The 22404-nt window shown below is 37.7% G+C and carries 22 protein-coding genes, 1 tRNA gene, 1 pseudogene and 1 riboswitch; of the genes and pseudogenes, 1 reads left to right on the top strand and 23 read right to left on the bottom strand.

What is annotated here, in order from left to right; genetic code table 11:
• Positions 1-119: 119 nt before the first annotated feature.
• From cls to ACSKY2_RS00205, 12 genes are all read right to left on the bottom strand, one after another.
• On the bottom strand, positions 120-1568 hold the full coding sequence (gene cls, locus ACSKY2_RS00260) for a cardiolipin synthase (RefSeq protein WP_489877667.1): 1449 nt from the start codon (positions 1566-1568) through the stop codon (positions 120-122).
• A gap of 82 nt (positions 1569-1650) precedes the next feature.
• The gene (locus tag ACSKY2_RS00255) at positions 1651-3171 is read right to left on the bottom strand and encodes an ABC transporter permease/substrate-binding protein (RefSeq protein ID WP_489877666.1); all 1521 of its coding nucleotides are present in this window, start codon (positions 3169-3171) and stop codon (positions 1651-1653) included.
• Positions 3172-3182: 11 nt separating this feature from the next.
• Complete coding sequence (locus tag ACSKY2_RS00250; protein ID WP_489877665.1) at positions 3183-4106, bottom strand: ATP-binding cassette domain-containing protein; 924 nt, start codon at positions 4104-4106, stop codon at positions 3183-3185.
• A 125-nt stretch (positions 4107-4231) separates the two neighbouring features.
• Entirely contained in the window at positions 4232-4849 is a 618-nt protein-coding gene (thiE, locus tag ACSKY2_RS00245) for a thiamine phosphate synthase (protein ID WP_489877664.1), read from the bottom strand.
• Complete coding sequence (gene thiM / locus ACSKY2_RS00240) at positions 4803-5651, bottom strand: hydroxyethylthiazole kinase (protein ID WP_489877663.1); 849 nt, start codon at positions 5649-5651, stop codon at positions 4803-4805. The genes thiE and thiM overlap by 47 nt, the downstream gene beginning before the upstream one ends.
• Positions 5648-6163 carry an energy coupling factor transporter S component ThiW gene (thiW, locus tag ACSKY2_RS00235; RefSeq protein ID WP_489877662.1) on the bottom strand — a complete coding sequence of 172 codons (516 nt, stop codon included), beginning with the start codon at positions 6161-6163 and terminating at the stop codon, positions 5648-5650. Before thiW ends, thiM begins: the two co-directional genes overlap by 4 nt.
• A 101-nt stretch (positions 6164-6264) precedes the next feature.
• Positions 6265-6366: riboswitch (TPP riboswitch) on the bottom strand.
• Positions 6367-6415: 49 nt separating this feature from the next.
• Complete coding sequence (locus tag ACSKY2_RS00230; protein WP_489877661.1) at positions 6416-7312, bottom strand: LysR family transcriptional regulator; 897 nt, start codon at positions 7310-7312, stop codon at positions 6416-6418.
• A 115-nt stretch (positions 7313-7427) separates the two neighbouring features.
• Positions 7428-8648 carry a phosphoglycerate kinase gene (locus ACSKY2_RS00225; protein ID WP_489877660.1) on the bottom strand — a complete coding sequence of 407 codons (1221 nt, stop codon included), beginning with the start codon at positions 8646-8648 and terminating at the stop codon, positions 7428-7430.
• Positions 8649-8754: 106 nt separating this feature from the next.
• On the bottom strand, positions 8755-9765 hold the full coding sequence (gap, locus tag ACSKY2_RS00220; protein ID WP_489839924.1) for a type I glyceraldehyde-3-phosphate dehydrogenase: 1011 nt from the start codon (positions 9763-9765) through the stop codon (positions 8755-8757).
• A gap of 355 nt (positions 9766-10120) precedes the next feature.
• Positions 10121-10333: a hypothetical protein gene (locus ACSKY2_RS00215; RefSeq protein WP_489877659.1), complete on the bottom strand. Its 213-nt coding sequence runs from the start codon at positions 10331-10333 to the stop codon at positions 10121-10123.
• Between the two features lie 123 nt (positions 10334-10456).
• Positions 10457-10912, bottom strand: a complete 456-nt coding sequence (locus ACSKY2_RS00210; protein WP_489877658.1) for a hypothetical protein — start codon at positions 10910-10912, stop codon at positions 10457-10459.
• A complete protein-coding gene (locus ACSKY2_RS00205; RefSeq protein WP_489839927.1) occupies positions 10899-11285 on the bottom strand; it encodes a helix-turn-helix transcriptional regulator in 387 nt (128 codons plus the stop codon). The genes ACSKY2_RS00210 and ACSKY2_RS00205 overlap by 14 nt, the downstream gene beginning before the upstream one ends.
• A gap of 158 nt (positions 11286-11443) precedes the next feature.
• Between ACSKY2_RS00205 and ACSKY2_RS00200 the strand changes: the two genes are divergently transcribed.
• Positions 11444-11515: transfer RNA gene (locus tag ACSKY2_RS00200), tRNA-Arg, on the top strand.
• Positions 11516-11765: 250 nt separating this feature from the next.
• Here ACSKY2_RS00200 and ACSKY2_RS00195 read toward each other — a convergent pair.
• The 11 genes and pseudogenes from ACSKY2_RS00195 to ACSKY2_RS00145 all read right to left on the bottom strand — a co-directional run bounded on the left by ACSKY2_RS00195 (position 11766) and on the right by ACSKY2_RS00145 (position 22340).
• Positions 11766-12860 carry a GH25 family lysozyme gene (locus ACSKY2_RS00195; RefSeq protein WP_489877657.1) on the bottom strand — a complete coding sequence of 365 codons (1095 nt, stop codon included), beginning with the start codon at positions 12858-12860 and terminating at the stop codon, positions 11766-11768.
• Positions 12861-12876: 16 nt separating this feature from the next.
• Positions 12877-13164: pseudogene (locus ACSKY2_RS00190) on the bottom strand (phage holin); the annotation flags it as partial.
• A 247-nt stretch (positions 13165-13411) separates the two neighbouring features.
• Positions 13412-14875 (bottom strand): hypothetical protein, encoded by a 1464-nt coding sequence (locus tag ACSKY2_RS00185; protein ID WP_489877655.1) that lies wholly within the window; start codon positions 14873-14875, stop codon positions 13412-13414.
• Positions 14876-14951: 76 nt separating this feature from the next.
• Positions 14952-15086 (bottom strand): XkdX family protein, encoded by a 135-nt coding sequence (locus tag ACSKY2_RS00180; RefSeq protein WP_489877654.1) that lies wholly within the window; start codon positions 15084-15086, stop codon positions 14952-14954.
• The gene (locus ACSKY2_RS00175; RefSeq protein ID WP_489877653.1) at positions 15079-15447 is read right to left on the bottom strand and encodes a hypothetical protein; all 369 of its coding nucleotides are present in this window, start codon (positions 15445-15447) and stop codon (positions 15079-15081) included. Before ACSKY2_RS00175 ends, ACSKY2_RS00180 begins: the two co-directional genes overlap by 8 nt.
• 16 nt (positions 15448-15463) lie before the next feature.
• Positions 15464-16549, bottom strand: coding sequence for a BppU family phage baseplate upper protein (locus ACSKY2_RS00170; protein ID WP_489877652.1), 1086 nt, complete (start codon positions 16547-16549; stop codon positions 15464-15466).
• A 9-nt stretch (positions 16550-16558) separates the two neighbouring features.
• Positions 16559-16861, bottom strand: a complete 303-nt coding sequence (locus ACSKY2_RS00165) for a hypothetical protein (RefSeq protein WP_489877651.1) — start codon at positions 16859-16861, stop codon at positions 16559-16561.
• Positions 16862-18277, bottom strand: a complete 1416-nt coding sequence (locus ACSKY2_RS00160; RefSeq protein ID WP_489877650.1) for a phage tail protein — start codon at positions 18275-18277, stop codon at positions 16862-16864. It lies immediately after the preceding gene.
• Entirely contained in the window at positions 18277-19035 is a 759-nt protein-coding gene (locus tag ACSKY2_RS00155; protein WP_489877649.1) for a phage tail protein, read from the bottom strand. The genes ACSKY2_RS00160 and ACSKY2_RS00155 overlap by 1 nt, the downstream gene beginning before the upstream one ends.
• Positions 19032-22007, bottom strand: coding sequence for a phage tail tape measure protein (locus ACSKY2_RS00150; RefSeq protein WP_489877648.1), 2976 nt, complete (start codon positions 22005-22007; stop codon positions 19032-19034). The genes ACSKY2_RS00155 and ACSKY2_RS00150 overlap by 4 nt, the downstream gene beginning before the upstream one ends.
• Positions 22008-22340 carry a hypothetical protein gene (locus tag ACSKY2_RS00145; protein WP_489877647.1) on the bottom strand — a complete coding sequence of 111 codons (333 nt, stop codon included), beginning with the start codon at positions 22338-22340 and terminating at the stop codon, positions 22008-22010.
• Between the last annotated feature and the right edge of the window lie 64 nt (positions 22341-22404).

Raw genomic sequence — 22404 nt, 5'->3', positions numbered from 1 at the left:
GAGACATCAATCGTCATGACTAGCTGAAAAGGCGTCAATCTATCAACCTCACAATTTGAAGTTGATAGATTGACGCCTTTAAACGTGTTTCAAAAAACAAAAGCCTATTATCACTTTTTTTACAAAATTGGTGTTAATAATCTTGAGAAAAATTGCTTAAAACGTCGCCAAGCAGATTGTTGTGCAAAATATTTTGGTGTTAGCAACGTTGATACTGCCAAATCTTTTTCAAAGATCGCATTCATTTCTTGCGCTAAATGCCTACTATAAAGGAAAGCGTTCACTTCAAAATTCAAAGAAAATGAGCGAATATCCATATTGGCACTACCAACTGAAACGATTTTATCATCAATAACAATCGTCTTCGCATGTAAGAAGCCATTATCATAAGCATACACTTCCACGCCTTCATTAACTAAGACACTTGCATAGTATTCCGTTGCCCGATAAACAAACATATGATCTGGCTTTGATGGAATCATCACGCGAACACGTACACCTGATCGAGCAGCCACTTCAATGGCATCCATAATTGCCTGATTAGGAATGAAATAAGGTGATTGAATCGTAATACTTTCATGGGCCATTGAAATCATACGTAAATATCCTTGATAAATTTGTTTCGTATCAGCATCCGGGCCTGAAGAAACGATCTGCATTGCAACATCCCCACTAACATTATTTGATGGGAAATAATCATCACTAAATTTTAGTTTTTCATGTCTGGTTGTTGCATTCCAATCTGTAAAGAAGCGACTTTGCATTGCCAAAACGCCATCGCCAACCACCCGAAGATGCGTATCGCGCCAGTAACCAAACTTTGCCAATCGACCTAAATACTGATCACCAACATTAAAACCACCAATGTAACCAATATTGCCATCAATAATCACTAACTTACGGTGATCATGATTATTAACGTGTAATGATATCAAATGCCACCTAGGCATTAAAAACGCTTCCACTTGACCACCAGCAGCCCGGAGTCGTTTGTATAACCTGGTGTTATTGCCACCCGATCCCCAAGCATCAAAGATAACCCGAATACGAACACCTTCTTTTGCCTTCTCTGTCAATAAATCTATTAACTCATTACCAATTTTGTCGTTATAAATCGTGTAATATTCAATATTCACATGATGTTTGGCTGCTTTAATATCTGCAAATAATTGCTTAAATTTTTCATGACCATCTGTAAAAATACTAACCTCGTTTTGATTAGTAAAGATTGCTTGCTCATTTTGTAAAAATAATCGTATAAATGCCTGTTCTTCAACATAATGATTTGTGTCGACAACTGATAGCACCTCTTTTTGTTGATTAGCTGCTATTTGATCAACCCCAAGCACTTGTTGTGTTTGCATATTAAAAATATGATGGCCAGATAATTTACGACCAAACAAAAAATATATTAAAAATCCTACTATTGGAAACAATAGTAAAACTAGCATCCACGCCCAAATAGACGTTATATCACGATAACGATCTCTAAACACCGTTAATATTGCCGCTAGTGTATTAATAACAAACAATCCGGTTACTAATATCACCACCCAATGTTCAAACATACCAACACTCCTTTTGAATAGTAATACTATTCTAACAGTTTTATGTAACACAAATATGTTAAATTAATAATTAATTTGCCAACTACTTTAATAAGTGATGTTTTACTAAATATTGATGAGCAACTGTTGCTGCTTGCTTATGTTCAACCGTTACTTGATAATTCATTTCAATCATATCTTGATTACTAATTTTATTTCGTAGACGATTTAAACTTGTTTTAATTTGCGGATATTTCGTTAATATTGCTGTTCTAATCAAAGGTGCTCCTTGGAATGGTGGAAAATACTTTTTATCATCTTTTAACGTTACAAAATGATAGGCTTTAAGTTGTGGATCCGTCGTATAAGCATCTGTCACGTCTATCTGCTTATTCGCTAGTGCTTTGTAGCGCAAACTTGATGACATACTAGTAACTTGTTTAAAGTTTAACTGATAAGTTTGTTTCAACCCTGGAAATGAATCTTTTAATTGATAAAAATCATGATCAAATCCCGCTGTTAATTGCGGTGCACGCTTTGCCAAATCACTCGTTGTTTTGAGATGATAACGTTTTGCGTCTGATCGTCGCACAGCCAGTGCATACGTATTTTGATATTTCATTGGTGCAAGATATGTTAAATTATCTTGTTGCTTAATTGCTCGTTTTGCATCTTTAAATGCTTGCTTTGGTTGATGGCTCACGTGTTGTCCTTTAACTAATGTTTGTAATACTGTCCCTGTAAATTCGGGATAAATATCAATATCACCTGATTTAAGCGCTTTATAAATAAATGTTGTCCCGCCAAAATTTGGTTTCAAGTTAACGGTTAATCTTGGATTATCGTTTTCAATCAACTCTTTATACATATTAATTAAAATTTCTGGTTCACCACCTAGTTTACCAGCGATTGTGATCGTACCCTTGGGTTGCATCAACGCTTGTCCACCTAAATAGCCACCACCTAAGACGATTAATAAAGTTGTAATAATACCGATTTTCTTTAATGATAATTTCCCAATTAATTTAATGCCCCACGAAAAGGCCAATGCTAGTACTGCTGATAAAATGGCACCTAATAAAAGCTGTGCATTGTCATTCGTTTGAATGCCAATCATAATAAATGTTCCTAAGCCACCACCACCAATTAGTGCTGCTAATGTTGCTGTACCAATGATCATCACCATTGCAATGCGTAATCCAGATAAAATCATCGGCATTGCCAATGGTAATTGTATTTTAAATAATTTAAACCAACGAGAAAAGCCAAATGCTTCAGTTGCTTCAATTAAGTTCGGATCAATTTCGGTTAAGCCCGCGTACGTATTTTGAAATATTGGCATAATTGCATAAAGTACTAATGCAATAATCGCTGGCACAGTACCGATACCCACAAATGGAATTAAAGCACCTAAAACAGACAAACTAGGAATCGTTTGTACAACACCCGCAACTTGTAATACAAATTCCCCCGCGCGTCGATGATTAATTAATGAAACAGCTAACGGTACAGCAATAATCGTAGCAATTAGAATGGCAATTAATGACAGTAAGATGTGTTCTCGTAAGGCAACGATAATATCATTTGATTGTGTCATTATTAAATTAACGAGTTCATTTAACATATCGTCCCTCCTCAATGTTCACTAATATATTTCATCAAATCATCACTAGTTATCATAAACGACTGATCAATAATTACCCGTTGATGGACTCGTAAACAGGTTGCTAATTCTTGAATCGTTTGCGTGCCACGTAATTGGGATGTGACATCAGTCGATTGTACTGCATGCAACTCATGAAAAATACCTGCTTTTTTTAAATCATTAATCAAAACGACTGGCTGATGATCAAATAAAGCAGCAACTGTTTGATTTGCTGGTTTATGAATCACTTCATTTGGTGTCCCAACCTGTTCCAAATGACCATCAACTAATACACCAATCTTTGTCCCTAAGCGTAAAGCCTCTTGCATATCATGGGTAACAAAAACAATCGTTGGTTTAAACTCTTGGTACAATGACAAAATTAAATCTTGCAATTGTTTACGAGATAATGGATCAAGTGCGCTAAAAGGTTCATCCATTAAAATTATTTCAGGTTTTTCGATCAATGCACGTACAATGCTCACACGTTGCTGTTCCCCACCAGACAATTCACTTGGCATTCGTGAACCATATTGTTCATGTGGTAATCCCACTTTATCTAGTAATTGGTTGACCATTATTTGCCGTTGCTCACGCTTTATTCCCTTAGATTCCAATAAGATACCTGCATTTTGACTAATGGTCAGATTAGGAAATAGTGCAATATTTTGTAAAACATAGCCAATATTTTGCCGTAATTCTTTTATATCCATCTGATTAACATTTTTATCATCTATATAGATATCACCACTAGTTTGTTCAATTAAACGATTAATCATTTTCAAAATCGTTGTTTTACCACTACCACTTGGACCAACCAAAACAAAAAAATCTTCAGATAAAATGGTTAAATCAAGGTGATTAACGACTTCTTTTTCTTGATAGGTTTTGATAACATCTTTGAATACAATCATTAATATCCTCCTTTGCGTTGCTTCACGAATTAATTTAATCATCAATAAATTTTTATAATAGCAAATACTTTAAGTATATAAAAAAGACTGGGTACTAATTCATAATTGACTCAGTCTTTTGAAAATTATAATGTTTCAAGTGCTCGTTTAAGATGCTGCACTTTTTCTGCTATATTTGTTGCCTGCATAATCTCACTAACAACTGCAACGCCAATAATATTAGTGTCCTTAAAAGTTGCAATTTTATCCTCTTTAATCCCACCAATAGCAAATACAGGAATTTTAACTGCTGCTGTAATTGCCTTGAGAGTTGGTATTGATGTTTGTTTTGTGACAACTTTGGTTTGTGTTGGAAAAATTGCACCAGTGCCGAGATAATCTGCCCCATTTTCAGCGGCTTCAACTGCACGTGTGACTGTTTTTGCAGATACACCAAGCATACGTTCAGGACCAATCAATTGACGTGCAACGTCAACAGGTAATTCATCATCACCAATATGAACTCCGCTTGCATCAACCGCTAAGCAAATATCAATACGATCATCAATAATTAATGGTAGATGATACTTATCAGTTATTTGTTTTACCTGCAATGCTAATTCATAATAAGCTCTTGTTGATAACTCTTTTTCACGTAACTGAACCAAGGTGACCCCATTAGCACAAGCTATTTCAAGTTTACTCAAAAATTCTGCCTTAGATTCTCCATATCGAGCTGTCACTAGATATAATTCTTTTGCCATTTTTTACCCCTCTTATCTTGTTGATCCAATGCGGATCATCACTACCCAGTACTGATAATTCATTCAAGAATAATTGTCGAAATTCTGCAATTCCTGAAGTTCTTGCTTTTCGTTTTGCCTGTTCACCTGAAATATTTAAATAACTAATGGCACAGATCGTCGCCATCTCTGTTGGCATGTCTGTCCCCAAGAAAGCTGCAATCAACCCACCTAATGTATCACCAGATCCTGTAAAACGATCTAATTCATCCACACCATTTGAAAGTACCCAAACGTTATTTTTTGAAACAACGATGTCCTTTACGCCAGTGGCAACATAGGTTAATTGTGACGAGCGAGCTTGTAGTGCTGCAATCAAATGACTTATTTCTTCATCTGTCTGGTCAAGTATGCTGCCATCCACACCACGGCTATTTGTTGCTAAGCCACAAAGTGCGCGCATTTCAGAAATATTACCACGGACAACAGTTGGCTGCATTAGCATTAACTTTTGTGCAATTTGCATAGCTGATGTCGCACTTGCAATTCCCACAACATCTAATACAAATGGTTTTTGTTGCATAGCCAATTGTCCAGCAGCTAACAAGCTTTTTTCTTTATTAGGCGATAAACTACCAAGATTTAGTAATACAGCATCTGTTTGACTCGCTAAATCATCAAAAGCACGCACATCTTCTGTCATAATTGGTTTTGCACCAACATAGAGTAATGCATTTGCAACAGTTTCAACAGATATGGCATTCGTAATACAATGAACGAGCGGTGATTTTTGAAGGGGTATTGTGATTCCTGTCAATTTCATGCCCCCTTTTTACCATTAAACAGGCGCATCATATCTTTAAAAAGTGTGATTTTCTTGGCCTGTTGCCAAATTAACCATGCGGCAATAGCACCCATAAAAGTTGCCCCCAAAAATCTTGGTGTATACAACAACCAATATAAATCTGTTTTTGTTCCAGTGAATAATACCATTACTGGATATGACATTAATGATCCGATAATTCCTGTTCCAATTATTTCACCGATAATTGAACCGTAAATATTATGAGTTAACCTTGCCCCAACACCTGCTAATAAAGCACCAAATACTGCACCAGTCAATGCTAATGGCGGAATTCCCATCATCATCATTCGAATAATACCACAACACGTTGCCATAATTGTTGCATATAATGGTCCCATTAACACGCCAGCCAAAATATTGATCACACTCGACATTGGTGCCATCCCCTCAATCCGTAAAATTGGTGATAAAACGACATCTAAGGCAATCATCATCGCTAAATAGGTGATTTTCCTAACATTTGTATTCATTGATATTCTCCCTCAATTTAAAATTTGTTTGGCGATGTTGACTAAAAAACGTTCAATAAAAAAGCCTCCTTGCAATAAAAAATCACAAAGAGACCATGAAAATGCCTTATATGCACAATTCCTTCGCTTAAATAACTAAAACAGGTACGGAGGGTTTAGAGATAATCTCTTTCTCAGCTAATACAGCTCCCCTTTGTGATATCTATTTAATTTTATATTATTATAGTAACACATTAACAATTAAAAATACGTTTAAAGAATATCGTGATTAGTTGCTTGTGTGATATATTTCCAAAATAATTCATTCGCCTTTGATTCATGCATTTGTTTACATCTCATAAAGCCAAAATTACTTGTTGTATTTGTTCCTATTTTACGCTTAATTAATGGACCATCATTTGTCATATCAACTCTTTTTTCCATCATTAGGGCAATTCCCATCCCATTTGAAACCATGTTTAAGATAATATCGATTCTTTCACCTTGATATGATACCGCAGATGCCAATTGTTTTTTATCACCCATGACTCCTAATTTATTGAAAATTAATGTCTCTTCTCCTTCAAGCAGCAATAATTCTTCTGACATTAAATCGTTTAATGAAATAATTTGATGATTTGCTAATGGATGATTTACCGGAAGAATACAAACTAAATTATCCTGATCCGTTAATAACGTTTCAATGGTTTGATTATTTGTAGACGTATAATGACCAAATACAATATCAGCCTGATTATTATTTAAAGAATCTAACAATAAATTATCTTTTATTTCTGAAAAATGTAACGTAATCTCTGGATACCGTTGATGAAACGCACTCATCAATGAAAAGCCACGATAATTTGAAAAAGTTGGCATGGTATGAATCGTTAAAACATTATCTGACTCTGTATTATGTTGTTCTAACGTTTGTTGTAATGCCGAAAATTCATGTAAAATTTTTTTAGCATACATCTCTGTAATACGACCAGACTCTGTCAAATAAATATGCCGATGTTCACGTTTAAAAAGTCGTGTCTTTAATTCTTTTTCTAAAGATAAAATTTGCTTTGAAATATTCCCCTGTGTTGTATATAATCGGTCTGCTGTTTCAGAATAATTTCCCGTTTCCGCCAAATCAAGAAAAACAGCAAATTTATGAATATCCATAATATATCCCCTTATTCATTACTGTTTGGAATAGTTTACCACAAACCAATCAATGTTGACATACTAAAAAGGAAGTCAGATAACAAAATCCGACTTCCTTTTTAATTAATCAAATTTATTTTTCAGAAATTGCTGCAATTCCTGGCAACGTCTTTCCTTCAAGATATTCTAGAGAAGCACCACCACCAGTTGAAATGTGGCTTAATTGATCGGCAACACCCAATTGTTGTACGGCGGCAGTTGAATCACCACCACCAACGATCGTCGTTGCACCATTAGCAGTAACCTTAACAAGTTCTTCACCAATTGCTAGAGTTCCCTTTGCAAAGTTTGCCATCTCAAACACACCCATAGGTCCGTTCCAAACAACCGTCTTTGCATCTGAAAGAACTGATTTGAATAATTCTACAGACTTAGGACCGATATCAAGTCCCATGTAACCATCTTTAATGTCACCCTCTGCAACGTAAGTCTCAGCATCATTTGCAAATTTATCTGCAGCTATTGCATCAACAGGTAGAATTAACTTATCACCAGCATCGGCAATCAATTGCTTAGCAAGTTCAACCTTGTCCTCTTCAAACAGAGAATCACCAATCTTTTCACCCTTAGCGGCAGCAAATGTGTATGCCATACCACCACCGACAATCACTTTATCTGCCTTTTGTAATAAGTTTTGAATAATTGTAATTTTGTCAGAAACCTTTGCCCCACCAATAATGGCTACGAATGGACGCTTAGGATTTTCAACAGCACCACCTAAGAACTTAATCTCTTTTTCCATTAAGTAACCAGCCGCGGTTTGTGAAATATTTGCTGCAATTCCAGCATTAGAAGCATGTGAACGATGAGCTGTTCCAAATGCATCATTGACGAATACATCACCTAATGATGCCCAGTAAGCACCAAGTGCAGGATCATTCTTAGATTCACGCTTCACAACTTCACCATCAACAACATCAGCATAACGCGTGTTTTCGAAAATCAACACTTGTCCATCTTCTAACTTGTTGATTGCATCTTCCAACTCAGGACCCTCAATAGCAGGTACAAACGTTACGGGTTGACCAAGTAAATCAGCCAAACGTTGTGCCACAGGCTTCATTGAAAGTCCTGGCTTATCATCCTCGCTCTTAATGCGTCCCAAGTGTGAGAATAGAATTGCTCGTCCACCTTGTGACAAAACATACTTAATTGTTGGTAATGCTGCAACAATACGGTTATCGTTTGCAACTTCTTGACGCCCATCAACTTCTTTAAGCGGTACATTGAAGTCAACACGCATCAATACTTTCTTACCCTTTAATTCTAGGTCTTCAACTGTTAACTTTGCCATGGAAATTTTCTCCCTTTTTTACTTCAAATACTACGAATCTTATATAAAAAACGGGTGGTTCAGACTATTACTAAACCACCCGTTTTCAATAATAGTTAAGTAACTATTAAAGTGTTGCCAAGTGCAACAAAGTACGGATCATGTTTGAAGTGAAACCATACTCGTTATCATACCAAGCAGCAGTTTGTACTAATTGCTTATCACCAACTGTGATAACCTTAGTCAAAGTTGGATCAAACACAGCACCGTGTGTATCTCCAATGATATCTGAAGATACAATTTCATCATCATTGTATCCAAATGAATCATTCTCATACTTCTTTACTGCATCGTTAACTTCTTCAGCAGAAACCTTCTTTGACAAAACTGCTGTCAATTCAGTCACTGAACCATCAACAACACCGACACGTTGTGCGTGACCATCCAACTTACCAGCAACTGATGGGACAACTAGACCAATAGCCTTAGCAGCACCAGTTGAGTGAGGAATTGTGTTGACAGAAGCTGCACGGTTTGAGCGCATCTTCTTACCCTTAGGTCCATCCAATAGCATTTGTGTACCAGTGAATGCGTGAACAGTCGTCATTAAACCAATTTCTACACCAAATTCCTTGTCCAAAGCATTTGCTAATGGTGCAAGTGATTGTGTTGTACATGAACCGGCAGATACAATGTTGTCATCTGCAGTCAATGTATCTTGGTTAACACCATAAACAACCGTTGGAACTTTACCAGCAGGTGCTGAAATCAAGACCTTCTTCGCACCAGCATCCAAGTGAGCTTGTGACTTTTCTGCTGAAGTATAGAATCCAGTTGACTCCAATACAATTTCAACACCGTCATTTGCAACCCACTTCAAGTTAGCTGCATCACGCTCAGCGTATACACGGATCTTCTTACCATCAACGATGATTCCCTCTTCGTCAGCTGAAACTTCAGCATTCAAAGTACCATGAGTTGAATCATACTTCAACAAGTATGCCAACATAGCAGGGTTAGTTAAATCGTTAATTGCAACAACTTCAATGTCGTCCGCTGTATCTTTCAATTCAAGAATACGACGAAATGCCAAACGACCAATACGGCCAAAACCGTTGATACCAATCTTAACAGTCATATTATTAAGATTCCTCCCAGAAAAAATTCTTTTGTAACGTTTCTACATGATTTATTATACGACTTTGTTTACAATTTCGCAAACAACCCGGTTAACACCTATTTTAAGTTTAATTTGATAATTTTAAAATTAAACTCGGATGGAAAAAATAGTTGTTAATGTGTCATTCACTTATCTATCTACAACAACTATTATACGATAAATAGGAAACAATTGCTTTTTATTTGCTTACATCACTTTTCTTGTTAAAAATTTTTCAATAAAACTTCTTCTATTTTGTTAGTAGTAACTGGTGTACCACCACATTCATATCCGAGACCGTTCATTATTTACTTACATTGTGAATTATTGAACTTTATTTACCTAATAAAATTTTATGTGCTTCTTTGCCATCTACACCACCTAATCGAATCAGACCATATTGTAACAACAACTTTAATCCTCGTATAATCCGATGAAAATTGCCGGCTAGTAAATATTCAATCATTGTTATAACTGCCATTGCAGCAATCCACAGGCTAGTAAAAGTCCCCAAAATTATTAAGAACGTCATCATATCATTACTCATAAGTTGCCTCCTGACAATTAATTTAAACCTAATCACAATTGTTAATTTTAGTCCTAAGCGACATAACTTAGGACTAAAATTAGTATATATTAAGTTTAAATAAATTTCAAGAGGATATTAAGTTTAATTTAACAGACCAGTTCTTTGATATAAGGCAACTGTTTCTTGGGCAAAATCTAATGGATATCCGAACTTTTCACATAGCATCCATGGTTCAAAAGGTTGATCTTCGTATTCTTTCGCTACCCTAATCATATCTTCTTCGGGCGTCATATATTTAATCACTGATTCTCGTGCAACAACTTCATCATTATGTGCCAAAGTGGCATCATAATCCATATGATTGCCGATGTCCGAAATAGCATGATGATATTCTTCGACTAATGTTCGAGCTTTGTCAAATAATGACAAATATTTATCAATAAATATATAAGCTTTTTGACCTTTTAGATACGCAACACCGTCTAAGCCAGAATTTTCTTTTAAGGGCATTGTATCTAAGATAACGGGTGTCATACCTAAATCGATCAAATCATTTTCCACTCTAATTAAGAGACCATCATAATTATCTGTTCCCATTCCGATCCTCGTAATCAGCAATTAGCCCCTCAATATATGATTTTGCTCGATCAATAACACGTGATCGTTCTTCATCCGGTAATCCAGAAATATCTAAGCCCCAATGTGCCGCCATTAAGACCGGCTCATCAGTGGCAACGGTCTTTGACATTTGATTTGGTTCTTCAACAAGATCAGACTTTGAGACACCAAAAAATTCTGCCATTGCTTCTATTTTATCAATTCTTGGGTATGTTTTCCCATTTGACCAATCCGAAATTGTCGCCGTGGAAACACCAATGACTTCTGCCAAATGCGCCGCTGTCATTTCATTCTGCTTAATGTAACGCTTAATATTGCGTCCCATTGTCGCTTTTCCTTCTGATGATGCCATATTATCCACCTTTTCTATTTTAAACGGTTTTTGATTTATAACTGTTATTTTAAAGCTAAACTTAACAAATTGCAAGGTTTAACCTAACAAGCATCATGATATATGCTTATGAATCTCTTGCAAATACATATTTAATAGGCTATAATTACTCGTGTTGTGGACCCGTAGTGTAATGGATATCACGTTGGATTCCGGTTCCGGAGATGAGGGTTCGATTCCCCCCGGGTTCATTTATAAGACGCTACAAATATTGATATAACAACGTTTTGGTTGAAGTTAGTGGCAAATTAGTGGCAAAACCATTTTTGATTTGTTTGTTTGCAATTTCAGTCTGTTGAATGATTATTAATTTAGTCGCTCAACAAGCTTTTTATTTATCAATACAATTTGATTGATTTTCTATCTGCTGTTATTCTGCTGTTATATAGGTAGAAAACACAAAAAAGCCCACCAGTCGCAATGACTAGTGGGCTTAATTAATTATTTAGCTAATAATGCATCGGCGCTGTACCAGATGTTACCATAACGTCCTTCAACAATGCCTGCACCATTTGAATTGTTGTCGTATTGATCAACAGTCCCGTAGTTGTAACCAGTCATAAATCTAACCGTGTCACCAACTTGCGTAGCACGGTAGTTACCACGAGTTAAATTATCCAACATGGCAAGCGGAATACCGTTCGCAGTCCATGAAGCGTCTTTACCACCTGCAAGATCGTAATCGATAGCTTGCCACATGCCGTTCACATAAGCAATCTTATCAACTTTGAATGACTTATATGCTGTAAAACGATTGCCAGCATTCTTAAACTGATTGATTGCTGATGTATCGTGATTTACAACGGGAGCAGCTGGTGTCACATTAGGCACAACAGCTGTCTTGTTTGTCCCAGCGGTGAAGAAGTCGTCATACAAGATTGAAGCATCAAAACGTCCCAATGAGCTGGCAAATGTTTGGCTTGAAGTCCATTGCCATGAATGCTCTGTACTATATTGATGCATTGCACTAGTTGGCACATATGGATATGCTGCTATCCACGCTTTTTCACCGTCAGGGCTGACTGAAATTGCTGAACCACCCGTGTAAGTCGTTGAACGATAGCCACCATAACGGGCAACTTCATTCTCAAATGCTGTTGCAACGGGTTGCATTGCACGACCCATAGCGATTTGATCTTGATTCTCAATATCGACCGCTAAAACAGCACCAACTGGCAAGCCGTCAGCTTTCGCCATATTAACAGCATAATCAGCCTCTTGAATTGCGCCAGCGACTGTGGTGGCATGCAAATAGTGATAGCCATTAATGTATACGCCAGCCTGTTCAGCAGCTGCAATGTTACCCTTTGCTGTGTAATCATGATAACCAACGCCCTCACTGATTTTAGTTGTGACAGCTTTCATACCATAATTATTACGCATATAGGTAAATTCAGGTGCGGTCATTTGCCCATTGTGGTTGGAAACATCCACCATATCGACACGCGGTGTATCAGCATGAACGGTTGTTTCAACAACACCACCTAAAGCTAATACAGCACCAACTGCTAAAATGGTGGTTTTAATTTTGTTCATTTGAACCTCCTGTCGTATCTGCTACTTCAGTGACTTTAACAGGTTCAGGTTCGTCTGTTTTTGGTTGATCCACAGTCGGTGTTTCAACAACGCCACCGCCCGATACCACACCTAACATTCCTAAGATAGTTAGAACTGTATTAACAATCGCGGCGATTGCATTCCAGTCACCTGTAAATTTGATGCCAAAAGCAGCAAACAGCTGTTGTACTAGCACGATTAACAAAGAAAGCAGACCCGCAATTACCTTTCCTGAGTAACTGCCGTCTGCATTCTTAATCGAATTATTCAATTTTTTTAGCATTTAAACCTCCCAATGATCATGCTTCCATGTTTCAAGTTTCGTTAAGCGTATTTCGTGATTGTTCGTAATGTTATTCGCATGCTTCAACTCATCTCTTAAGTTGGATATATCACTGCGTAACCCGTTAATAGAATTAACAATTGTATTTTTCAACACCCCCCACAACCCGCCTAACAAGATAGAGCCTACGGTAAACCAACCGAGTAAATCGTGTGGCCAAAATCCATGCATTGCCTCACCTCCCTTCTTAGTTTACTGGATAACAAACCTCAAACGAAGCATTTGTTCCAGCATCCGTCCCTGATATCGTAGAGGATGCTCGTGATACATCTCCAGATTCTGTAATCAAGAAATTACCTGATTTATTAGCACTAAACCACGCTTGCCATATCACCTCTGTTGGTCTATAACCTTCTGGCATAGTGAAAAATATCGACCCAACATTTGCGATTACGTCTCTACAATGTACATAAACAATGCCATTTTTGAGTCGATATTTTGCGGTGGTTGCAGTGGCATTATTAGCCAGTATCATGTTTTGCCAACCAGAGTCAGTCAATTGCGTTCCACCAGCAGTTATTAAACCTGTAAACTTTTTGTTACCAGCAACCGTTTGGTCACCAGTCATATTGACCGTTTTCGAGTAATCAACAACACCATCAGCTCCCTTTGGCCCAGTTGCTCCAGTATCACCTTTGGTTCCCTTTAGTCCTCGAGAGTTAGGACCGTAAGGCTTAGCATAGTTCGTGAAGGTCAACATTGGCTGGCATAGATAACCTTTAATACCCTCTCGAGCCTCAAATGAAATTATTAGTGTTTTAGCAGTATCCGGGATAGATATATTCTCATAACGTTGTACTTGCCCGTTATCTCCTAGGTGTAACCATGTAGTTGAGATGTTATCAGATCCAGAACTTAGAACAATAACCGTACCACTCGCATCATAAAATCTAAAAGATAAGTTAGCATAATTTTGAAAATTGGTACCATCAACATATGCTCGCCAGGCTAGAGAAAACTTTCGGTTAGTACCTTTTGGTGCTAGATTGATAGTTTGTCTTAGGGTAGTCCATGTCGTTTTACCTGAAGTAGTTGTGTCAAAACCAACAGCTACTGAACCAACTGTGACGTCAGGTACGAGACTACTAGTAGGGTTGTGTTTACCATCAGTGCTAAATAAATCCCAACCAGTTAAGTCGGGTGTAAACTCAGTATTTAATAACTGGTTAGCGAAGAAGGAGCCTGTAGCTCCAGTATCTCCCTTGTCACCTTTGGCAATGGTGCTGGTGTAATTGGCAACTTTTTCATCAACTGCCTTTTTGACGTCTGCCAAGACATTGTCAAAGGTTATTTGCGGGACTAACGCACCTTCTGTGGCATGTAAATTATTGTTAATGGTGAATGTGGCATATCCTTCAGTTGGAAACACTGAGACATCACCAGCTTCATCAGTAACTTTAATTTCAAGGAAATACGTATCAGGGGTCAACTTTTGCAATTGGCTGTTTTTAAAGTCCAAGTCAATTTCAGTCCCATTGCTTACCAAATCAATGTCAAATAAAAAACCACTGGCGTTCGCGACAGTAGCTGTAATCTGCTTATTGGTTAAGTCTTGCGCAACACCGTAATCCCATGCCTGTAATTTCATGATGCTATTGGTGTCAGCAACTTTATTTTGGTTATCATTTAATTGTTTTAATATTTTTAACATGTAACCTCCCTTTTAAATGTAATAAACGACTTCACCAGATACCCAATAAAATGAATCGGTGTTATAAGCCCCTCCTTTAAGCTGATTGATAATCTTTACCCGTTAATTCTTTGTAATCATCAGTAGTTAACCATTGTGCCTGTATAAATAAGGCTAAATCAGTCTCGTTAAAATACCCCATTTTAAAATAATCAATAACCATCTCACGCATTGGTTGTTCCTCCTTGTCCTTGTATCTTAAGTGTGGCAACTGATTTCATTAAACTTGCAATAGTTGCTGTATTTGTTACTTTATCCTTAGCTATTGCTGACGTCAGGTTGGCAATGTCTTGTTGCAAAGTTTCCGTTGAGGGTGTTTGATCAGCGGTTTCAGCCTCAGCTTGTAAGTCAGCTAATTGCTTAGCTAAATCTGCACCCTCCCATTTATTCAATGCTGGGTTCCAGACTGGATTAATTAAATTATCAATCCCAACAGCCGTTGTATTAGCTGGCTGTTCAATAGACAATCGCATACCATTGTATTTAAGTGTCACGGGGTCATAACCTGACCACCAAGTTGCTTCTTGTGTCATTCGCTAAACTTCCTTCCTATTTTGGCATGTCATCCGCTGTTTGATACGTGCCATAAATTGAAATAACACTGCTATCTGTGCTGTTCTTGTTATACGTTGAGCGGCTCATGATTGAACCATCCGCATATATCCAAACATTACCTGCCTTACGTCCTGTCTGCCAATCAGCTTGTTCTAAGCTAAGAGCGGCGAAATCAATAGGACGATAACCAGCTGGAATACTACCAGCCGGTATCAAACCAGCGAACTCATTAAACAGAATGGTACTACCAGCATTGTTAAACTTCGCTGTCACTGTATTGCCGTATCTAATCAAATATAAGGTACCATCTAATAGTTTTACAGACGTTGTATGGGCTTGTGAGCGGTTATTTATTATGGTTCGATTATCTAATGAATATGCCACCATTGTTTCTTCTGCCATATCAGCATGTTTTGCATCAGACGCCTTAGCATGTAAATCACCCTCAACCGTGACATCTTCCTTGAAAGTGTTGTTTTCATTAAAGACATTGGCTGAATTTTGCATAGCTACTTGTTTACTATTAATTAATTTAGTTGCTTCATCAATTGACTGTTGTAACGTTGTAATAGCTATTCTTTGTGGATCAATTCTCCCATTTAACTCAGCAATTAATTTATCAGCATCAGCAATAGCATCTTTAACCGACTGAATAAAGTCTTGAGAGGCATTGGCTGAAATAACCGTCCCTTTGCTATAAACGGTAAACGTTAAAGGAATAGATGATACAACCAAATCATTTTTATCCGTCACTACTAAATATGCAGCTTCTACTTCACCCGCTGCTTGATACACTTCTTTTGGTAAATAGATTGAAAAACGTCCGCCTACAGACGAAATCATCTCATAAACACCATTGACAACTTTAATTTTCCCTGCAGCGTCCTTAACTTCTAGCGAAACTTCTTGACCATCTAAATTATGGGGAAAATTACCATCGCTTAATTCAAAATACACCACTCGTCCATTGTCTCCCTGATACCCGTTCATTCCTTCTACAAGGGTGGCATCAGTAATGTTTAATAACGTGTTTATTTTAACGAAGCGACCGTCAACCACGCTTTCTTTTATTTGAGTCATATATACCTCCTATTTCCTAGCTGCTTCTTCATCAGGATCGATTGGAACTCCGACTTTTTGAAGTGCTCGTTCAATATAATTTATTCGTTCATTTGTCGTTACAAATTGATAGCCATTGATGTTAATCCGATTAACATCAGGGTCTGTCGCTAATAACTCCAATGACAATGCTATTGCTTCACGAACATCAGCGCCGTACATTTTTTGGCGAATAAACGTCGCCAATCTAATAACGTCGGGCGAAAGTTTACTACGATCAATGGTTATGTCGCCGGGTGTTATTGGGCTAGGGTCACGATATGAATTTCCCATTTATTTTCCCTCCAAATTTTTAATTCTTATTTCCAAATCTCGATTAATTTTTTCCTGACCTTCCTGATAATTTGCAAAACTTTGAGATGTAACAATATCCATGTTATCTATTTCTTTAGATAACTCTGTTAACTTTTCATCAATCCCGTTTAAGTCAGCATCAGCAACATCTTTTTTTATTTCCTCAACCGTGCTTTTAAGTTGATCTTGTTGTACATTTAAATCAAATATTGCGATATCATAATTAGCTGATTTTGCATTAATCTTTTTAGCTTGTTCTAAAGCTTTCTGATTTTCTAACTGATATTGACTGAGCGACATTTGTTTCTCTGAAATGGTTAAGTCTGACTGGTACCAATCAGCAAAATCAATTGTTTTCGCAGTAATACGAAGCAATTGCTGAGTCGATATCTGTTCGGCAACAAATAAATAACTATCAGATACTTTGAAGTTGCTAAATTGTGGCAACTCAACAACATTAACTGTCATGCTCTCCTTCGCACTAGATTGCTTATTTATCCATTCCTTAGCCTTAGATAACAAAATAGCCGGCTCATGGACGTCATCCCATTGAACCGACTTTCTAATGATTCCAAACTCTTGCTGTAATTCAGGTATATCAAGATAATCTCTGTTATCGTTGACTGACTTAATATCAATACGTGGCTGACTAACATTCGTATCCGGGCTGGTTTCCAAGTTCTCATTTTGAATAGTTGCACCAAGAGGAACTAGCTGCGTAATAACTTCGGTTGGATCGATTTCCATGCTTGCCGATCGCAAATTTTTGGTAATTTTAATCGGAGTATCATTCACATGGTCTGTACCCACATCTTGCAAATAATCAATATAATTAATGCCGTCTCTATACTCAACAACAATATAACCACCTAAGCGACTAATTAACTTATCTTTAATCGTATTCCAAGTAGTAGCCCCGTCCTCAATGTAACGATAAACATTATCAGTTGAATTAGTTACCGTAACATTTCTTACCGTAAATTTTTTGTAACTCTGTACTTGTGAATTGTGCGTATCAATTAATCTTCTAAAGAATTGAGCAGGTGTTGTATTTTGTACCTTAGCCCAGCGTTGCGACGTGTCCTGCAAATAATTTTGAATGCTTTCAAAAGTAAACTCCTGAACAAATTGCCCATCATCATTCATTTTCCGAGATACATCTAAGGCTCGTCCACGAAATAACAAATCTTTATTTTGATAAACTTCAATATGTGTTTGTAACGACTTTACATTCCCAAATAGCCAATTTTCTTGATTAACCGTTAACTGCAAGTTATCAATTTCTGATTCTTTAAGGTTCAACTTACCCTCAGATAATTGTTTGCCAATCCTAGGATTAAAAACAACATGTCCTACTTTATCCGTTGGAAGATTATATGCAATTATTTCGTACATTAATACATCTCCTCCCGATAAAAGTTAAACTCAACAGTCCCGTTACCATTTAACGTGAACGTATTAATGCCACGAGAAAGGACTACTTGAACGTTCGTTTCTGAATTAAGATTGACGCTACTGTTATTTGTATACAAAACAACATTGTCACTGCTAATAACGGTACATTCAACTGATTTTGAACCAATATTAAACAACTTAACTTGCTGAGATCCATTAACGATATATTTTTTATTTTGGAAAACCCAATGTGGAAAATATACCTCATCCCAAATATCACTACCTTCAACATGATTAGTTATCGCAAAAGGGTAGCAATCAAATGTGATTGTCGCTGACAAAAAACGCAACTTGCTATCGTCTTCTACTACAATAGATTTAACTTTTCCCATCCAGTGAAAGCCAGTATCGTGCGTATCATATAACGGCTGAATACCTAATGGCATTAGCTGTCGTTTGATATCATTCTCAGTATCCTTTCGCATCGTGTAATTTTGATTGAACAACATTACTTTATAGGTGATTTCTCGGTTTTCAAAATAACGCTCCCCGCTTAGAGAACTGAAATCGTATACACCATCCATGTAAGGAACAGACTCAATAATTTCTTTTTCATCTGGAGTAGGAGCTTCACGACTAATTAAAAACATATCGTGTTGGATAGTATCATAATCCCCAAATCGAAATCCCTCAGTAATTTGTTGCTCTATTTCTTCATCAGTCCGTTTTGATAAGTCGTGAAAGTCATAATTTATCAACTAAGTCGCCCCCTTAATCGTGTATTATTCCCTAATGCATTGTCCATGCGATTAGCCGTACCACCAACCAGTGTGTCACCGTCCAAATACATATTGCTATCCTTGTTAGCAATCGTGCGTAACAAAGCGTTATTTTGCATTTGTAAGCTACTATCTTGCATTGTTAGTGAGCCGTTGTATGAGCCGTTTATATTACCATTCAGTGCTTGAATGTTGCTATTTAGTGCGTTAGAAGCCATGTCACCCATTCCACCAGCAGCATACACCACTTGCTTTTGCATTGATTCAATACCATTAACGAACCCTTCGCCAAAATAGCCACCAAATCCATAAGTTACACGAGATGGTGAATGAATTTTCAAGGCTTTTTTTATAGCTCCTGCCGCCTGAGAGGCAATTGAGGCAGCAGCACTCATTGCTTCGCCAGCCATACTTTTGATTCCATTTACCAGTCCTTGACTAATGAAAGAACCAGCTGCCTGAAACAGTCCTTGTGTTCCCTTAGCTCCATCAGCGCCTGCTTTACCAGAATCTTCGCCAGCTTTGCGAACTTTACTAAACCCGTCTGAAATACCTTTAACAAACATACTTAATAATTTTGTACCAGAACCAAGCACTTGCCCTAAGGCATTACCGACGCCATAAACAAATTGTTCGACAACCTGAACAGCTGTACTTGCTAGTCTAGGAATAGCATTAACAATTCCCATGATGAAATTAGCAAGTAAGTTCAACCCGGCAGTAATAATTGTGCCTAGGTTACTTGCAATACCGTTGATAAATGCTACTACTACATCAACCGCAGCAGTAACAACACGTCCAATATTACTTGCAACACCTTCTAAAATGCTAACAATGAAGTTAGTACCCGCGGTAATAAACTGTGGTAATGCAGCTGTTAAGGCTCCCAATATCGAGACGACCATGTTTGTAAATGCTGCAATTAATAACGGTGCGTTAGTTGCAACTGCATTCATGATAGCAACTAGCATATTAACGATAGCTGCCACGATTTGTGGCACATAAACAGTTAATGAATTGATGAACCCAATCAATAGCAGTGCAAATTGTGCAACTAGCAACGGAACATAAGTTGTTAATTGTGCTAAAAGTTCCAAAAACATGTTTAAGAACGCCGCTGATATGACGGGTATTGCCGTAATAACACTTGTTAAGAAACTGACTAGCATTGCAGCAAAACCAGCGCCTAATGTTGTGAGTAATGGAATGATCATGTTGATATTAGCACCTAGTAAGATAAATGCTTGTACTAATATCATTACGCCTTGACTAGCTAAATTAATACCTGCACCAGCTAATGCAATCGCACCACCAATCATTAGGGCAGCCGCGCCAGCACTAAGCATAGTGACTGATAAACTTAACATAGCAGGTATCGCAGCAGTCAATGGACCTTTTAAAATGGAAAATGTTGCTGCCAAAATAACAATTGCGCCAGTCATTGCGCCTAATGCAATCAGTCCTTGCGTACCAGTTTTTGCTAATGCCGCAATTCCGAATGCTAACACACCAACACCAGCAGCTGCTGCACCAATTCCAACACCAATTCCGGCGGCTTTAACGCCCATACCAGCTAATTGCCCACCAGTTAGAATTGAAGTCTTACCAACATCGCCAGCCGCCTTTTTAAAGCTAGTAAACGCCTTAATTGGTGCTGCAAATGCACTAACTAATTTTCCAATTCCTAAAGTTAAACCACCTAATACAATCAAAACTGCTGCAATAATTGGTGACCATGCAATCAAACCTTTAACGAATGACGCCATTGGTGACTTTGAAGTCTGTAGCCAAGTTGCGAAGTCACCGACTGCATTAGCAACCGCTTTGATTTGTGGAGCGATTGAACCAATAGATGTTTTAATCAATGCATCAAATGCATCTAACATCTGATCAATTGCTTGACCAACGTTCTTAGTCATGTTCTGTGAGTTTTCAGTTAGGTATTTATTGGCTTTCTTAGATGAACCTGCTGCCTTGTCAATTGCTGAACTAAAACTATCCCAACCTTTACCAGACTTTTTAGCTTTACTACCGACACTATCCAGCAACGGCGCAATTGCCTTAGCACCAGCTGCACCAAACAATGTATTTAATGCGGCAGTCTTTTGTGCACCACTCATGCCTTCAGTGGCTTTAGCGGTATCTTGAATAATCTTCTTCAAAGGCTTCATATTGCCTTGCTGATCTGTATATGACAAGCCTAGTTTTTGCATTTCAGCAGTCGCTGCCTTTGATGGCTTAACCATTTGCGAGAACGCATGATTCAAGTCTTGTGAAGCTTGTGCTGCTGGAATACCTGCATTAGTCATGATTCCAGCAGCAATACCAACATCTTTCAGGCTGAAGCCTAAGTTCTTAGCAGTCGTACCAACATTGGCGAATACCTGTCCCATGTCACCAATAGTAGCGTTAGACCTATTAGCAACAACAGCTAGTGTCGCTGAATCTTTAGCAGCATTCTTAGCACCACCACCCCAAATGTTCATAGCTTGCTGAACGGTAGTAGCAGTCGCTGTAATGTCTTCACCAGAAACAGCGGCAGCCTTAGCAATTGCTGGAAATTCTTTCTTTAATTCACCAACAGAAGCACCGTTACGAGCCATTTCAACCATGGCTTTCGCTGCGTCATCAGCTGATATAGGCAACGTTTTACCAAGTGATAGAGCAACCTTTTCAAGCCCTTTCATGTCACCACTCAAAGACCTATTACTTGAGCCACCGATAACAGCAGCTTGGTTAATACTGTCTTGAAAATCACCGTATGATTTAATTGCTTTGCCAGCAAATAAACCAATTGCAGCACCAACAACAGTTGTCGCTTTACCAACAGCTGCTAAAGACTTACCAGAACGTTCCTGTAATGATTGTGTCGAGTCTGCTGCCTCTTTAAATGCACTGCTAAACCCCTTGTCAACGGCTGAAAGGACGGCTTGTACTGAATAACTCTCCATTTAGTTTCCTCCTTTCTTTCGTTGTTTCATTTCTTGCAATTTAGCAAAGCGTTCTTGAATAATTTCTTGCTCTTGCTTTTCCTGAATATGCTTTGAAACATAATCAGGTTCGAAAGCTGCACGAATATCATCTTCTTGTGTATCTGTGTCAAAGAACTCTTTAAAATTCTTATAGCGTGGCTTAGGGTGCTTTTCACTGCCCTTAGTTGCTTGAACCGTTTGATTAAACCAAGCCTGCAAAGCAAGCTTTTCTTGCTCGTGAACTTGTTCAATGGCGTATGCCTCCATAGCAAGCTGATATTCAGGTAACGTCATTTCTTCGATTTGTTGCATTTGTGCAATGGAAAAACCTAAACGAGTGAGACAATTTAAAACAATTTCGTGATACGTTTGTTCA

Source organism: Weissella sp. ESL1156, from assembly GCF_058505625.1.
This window is presented reverse-complemented; position numbering and strand designations above follow the sequence as displayed.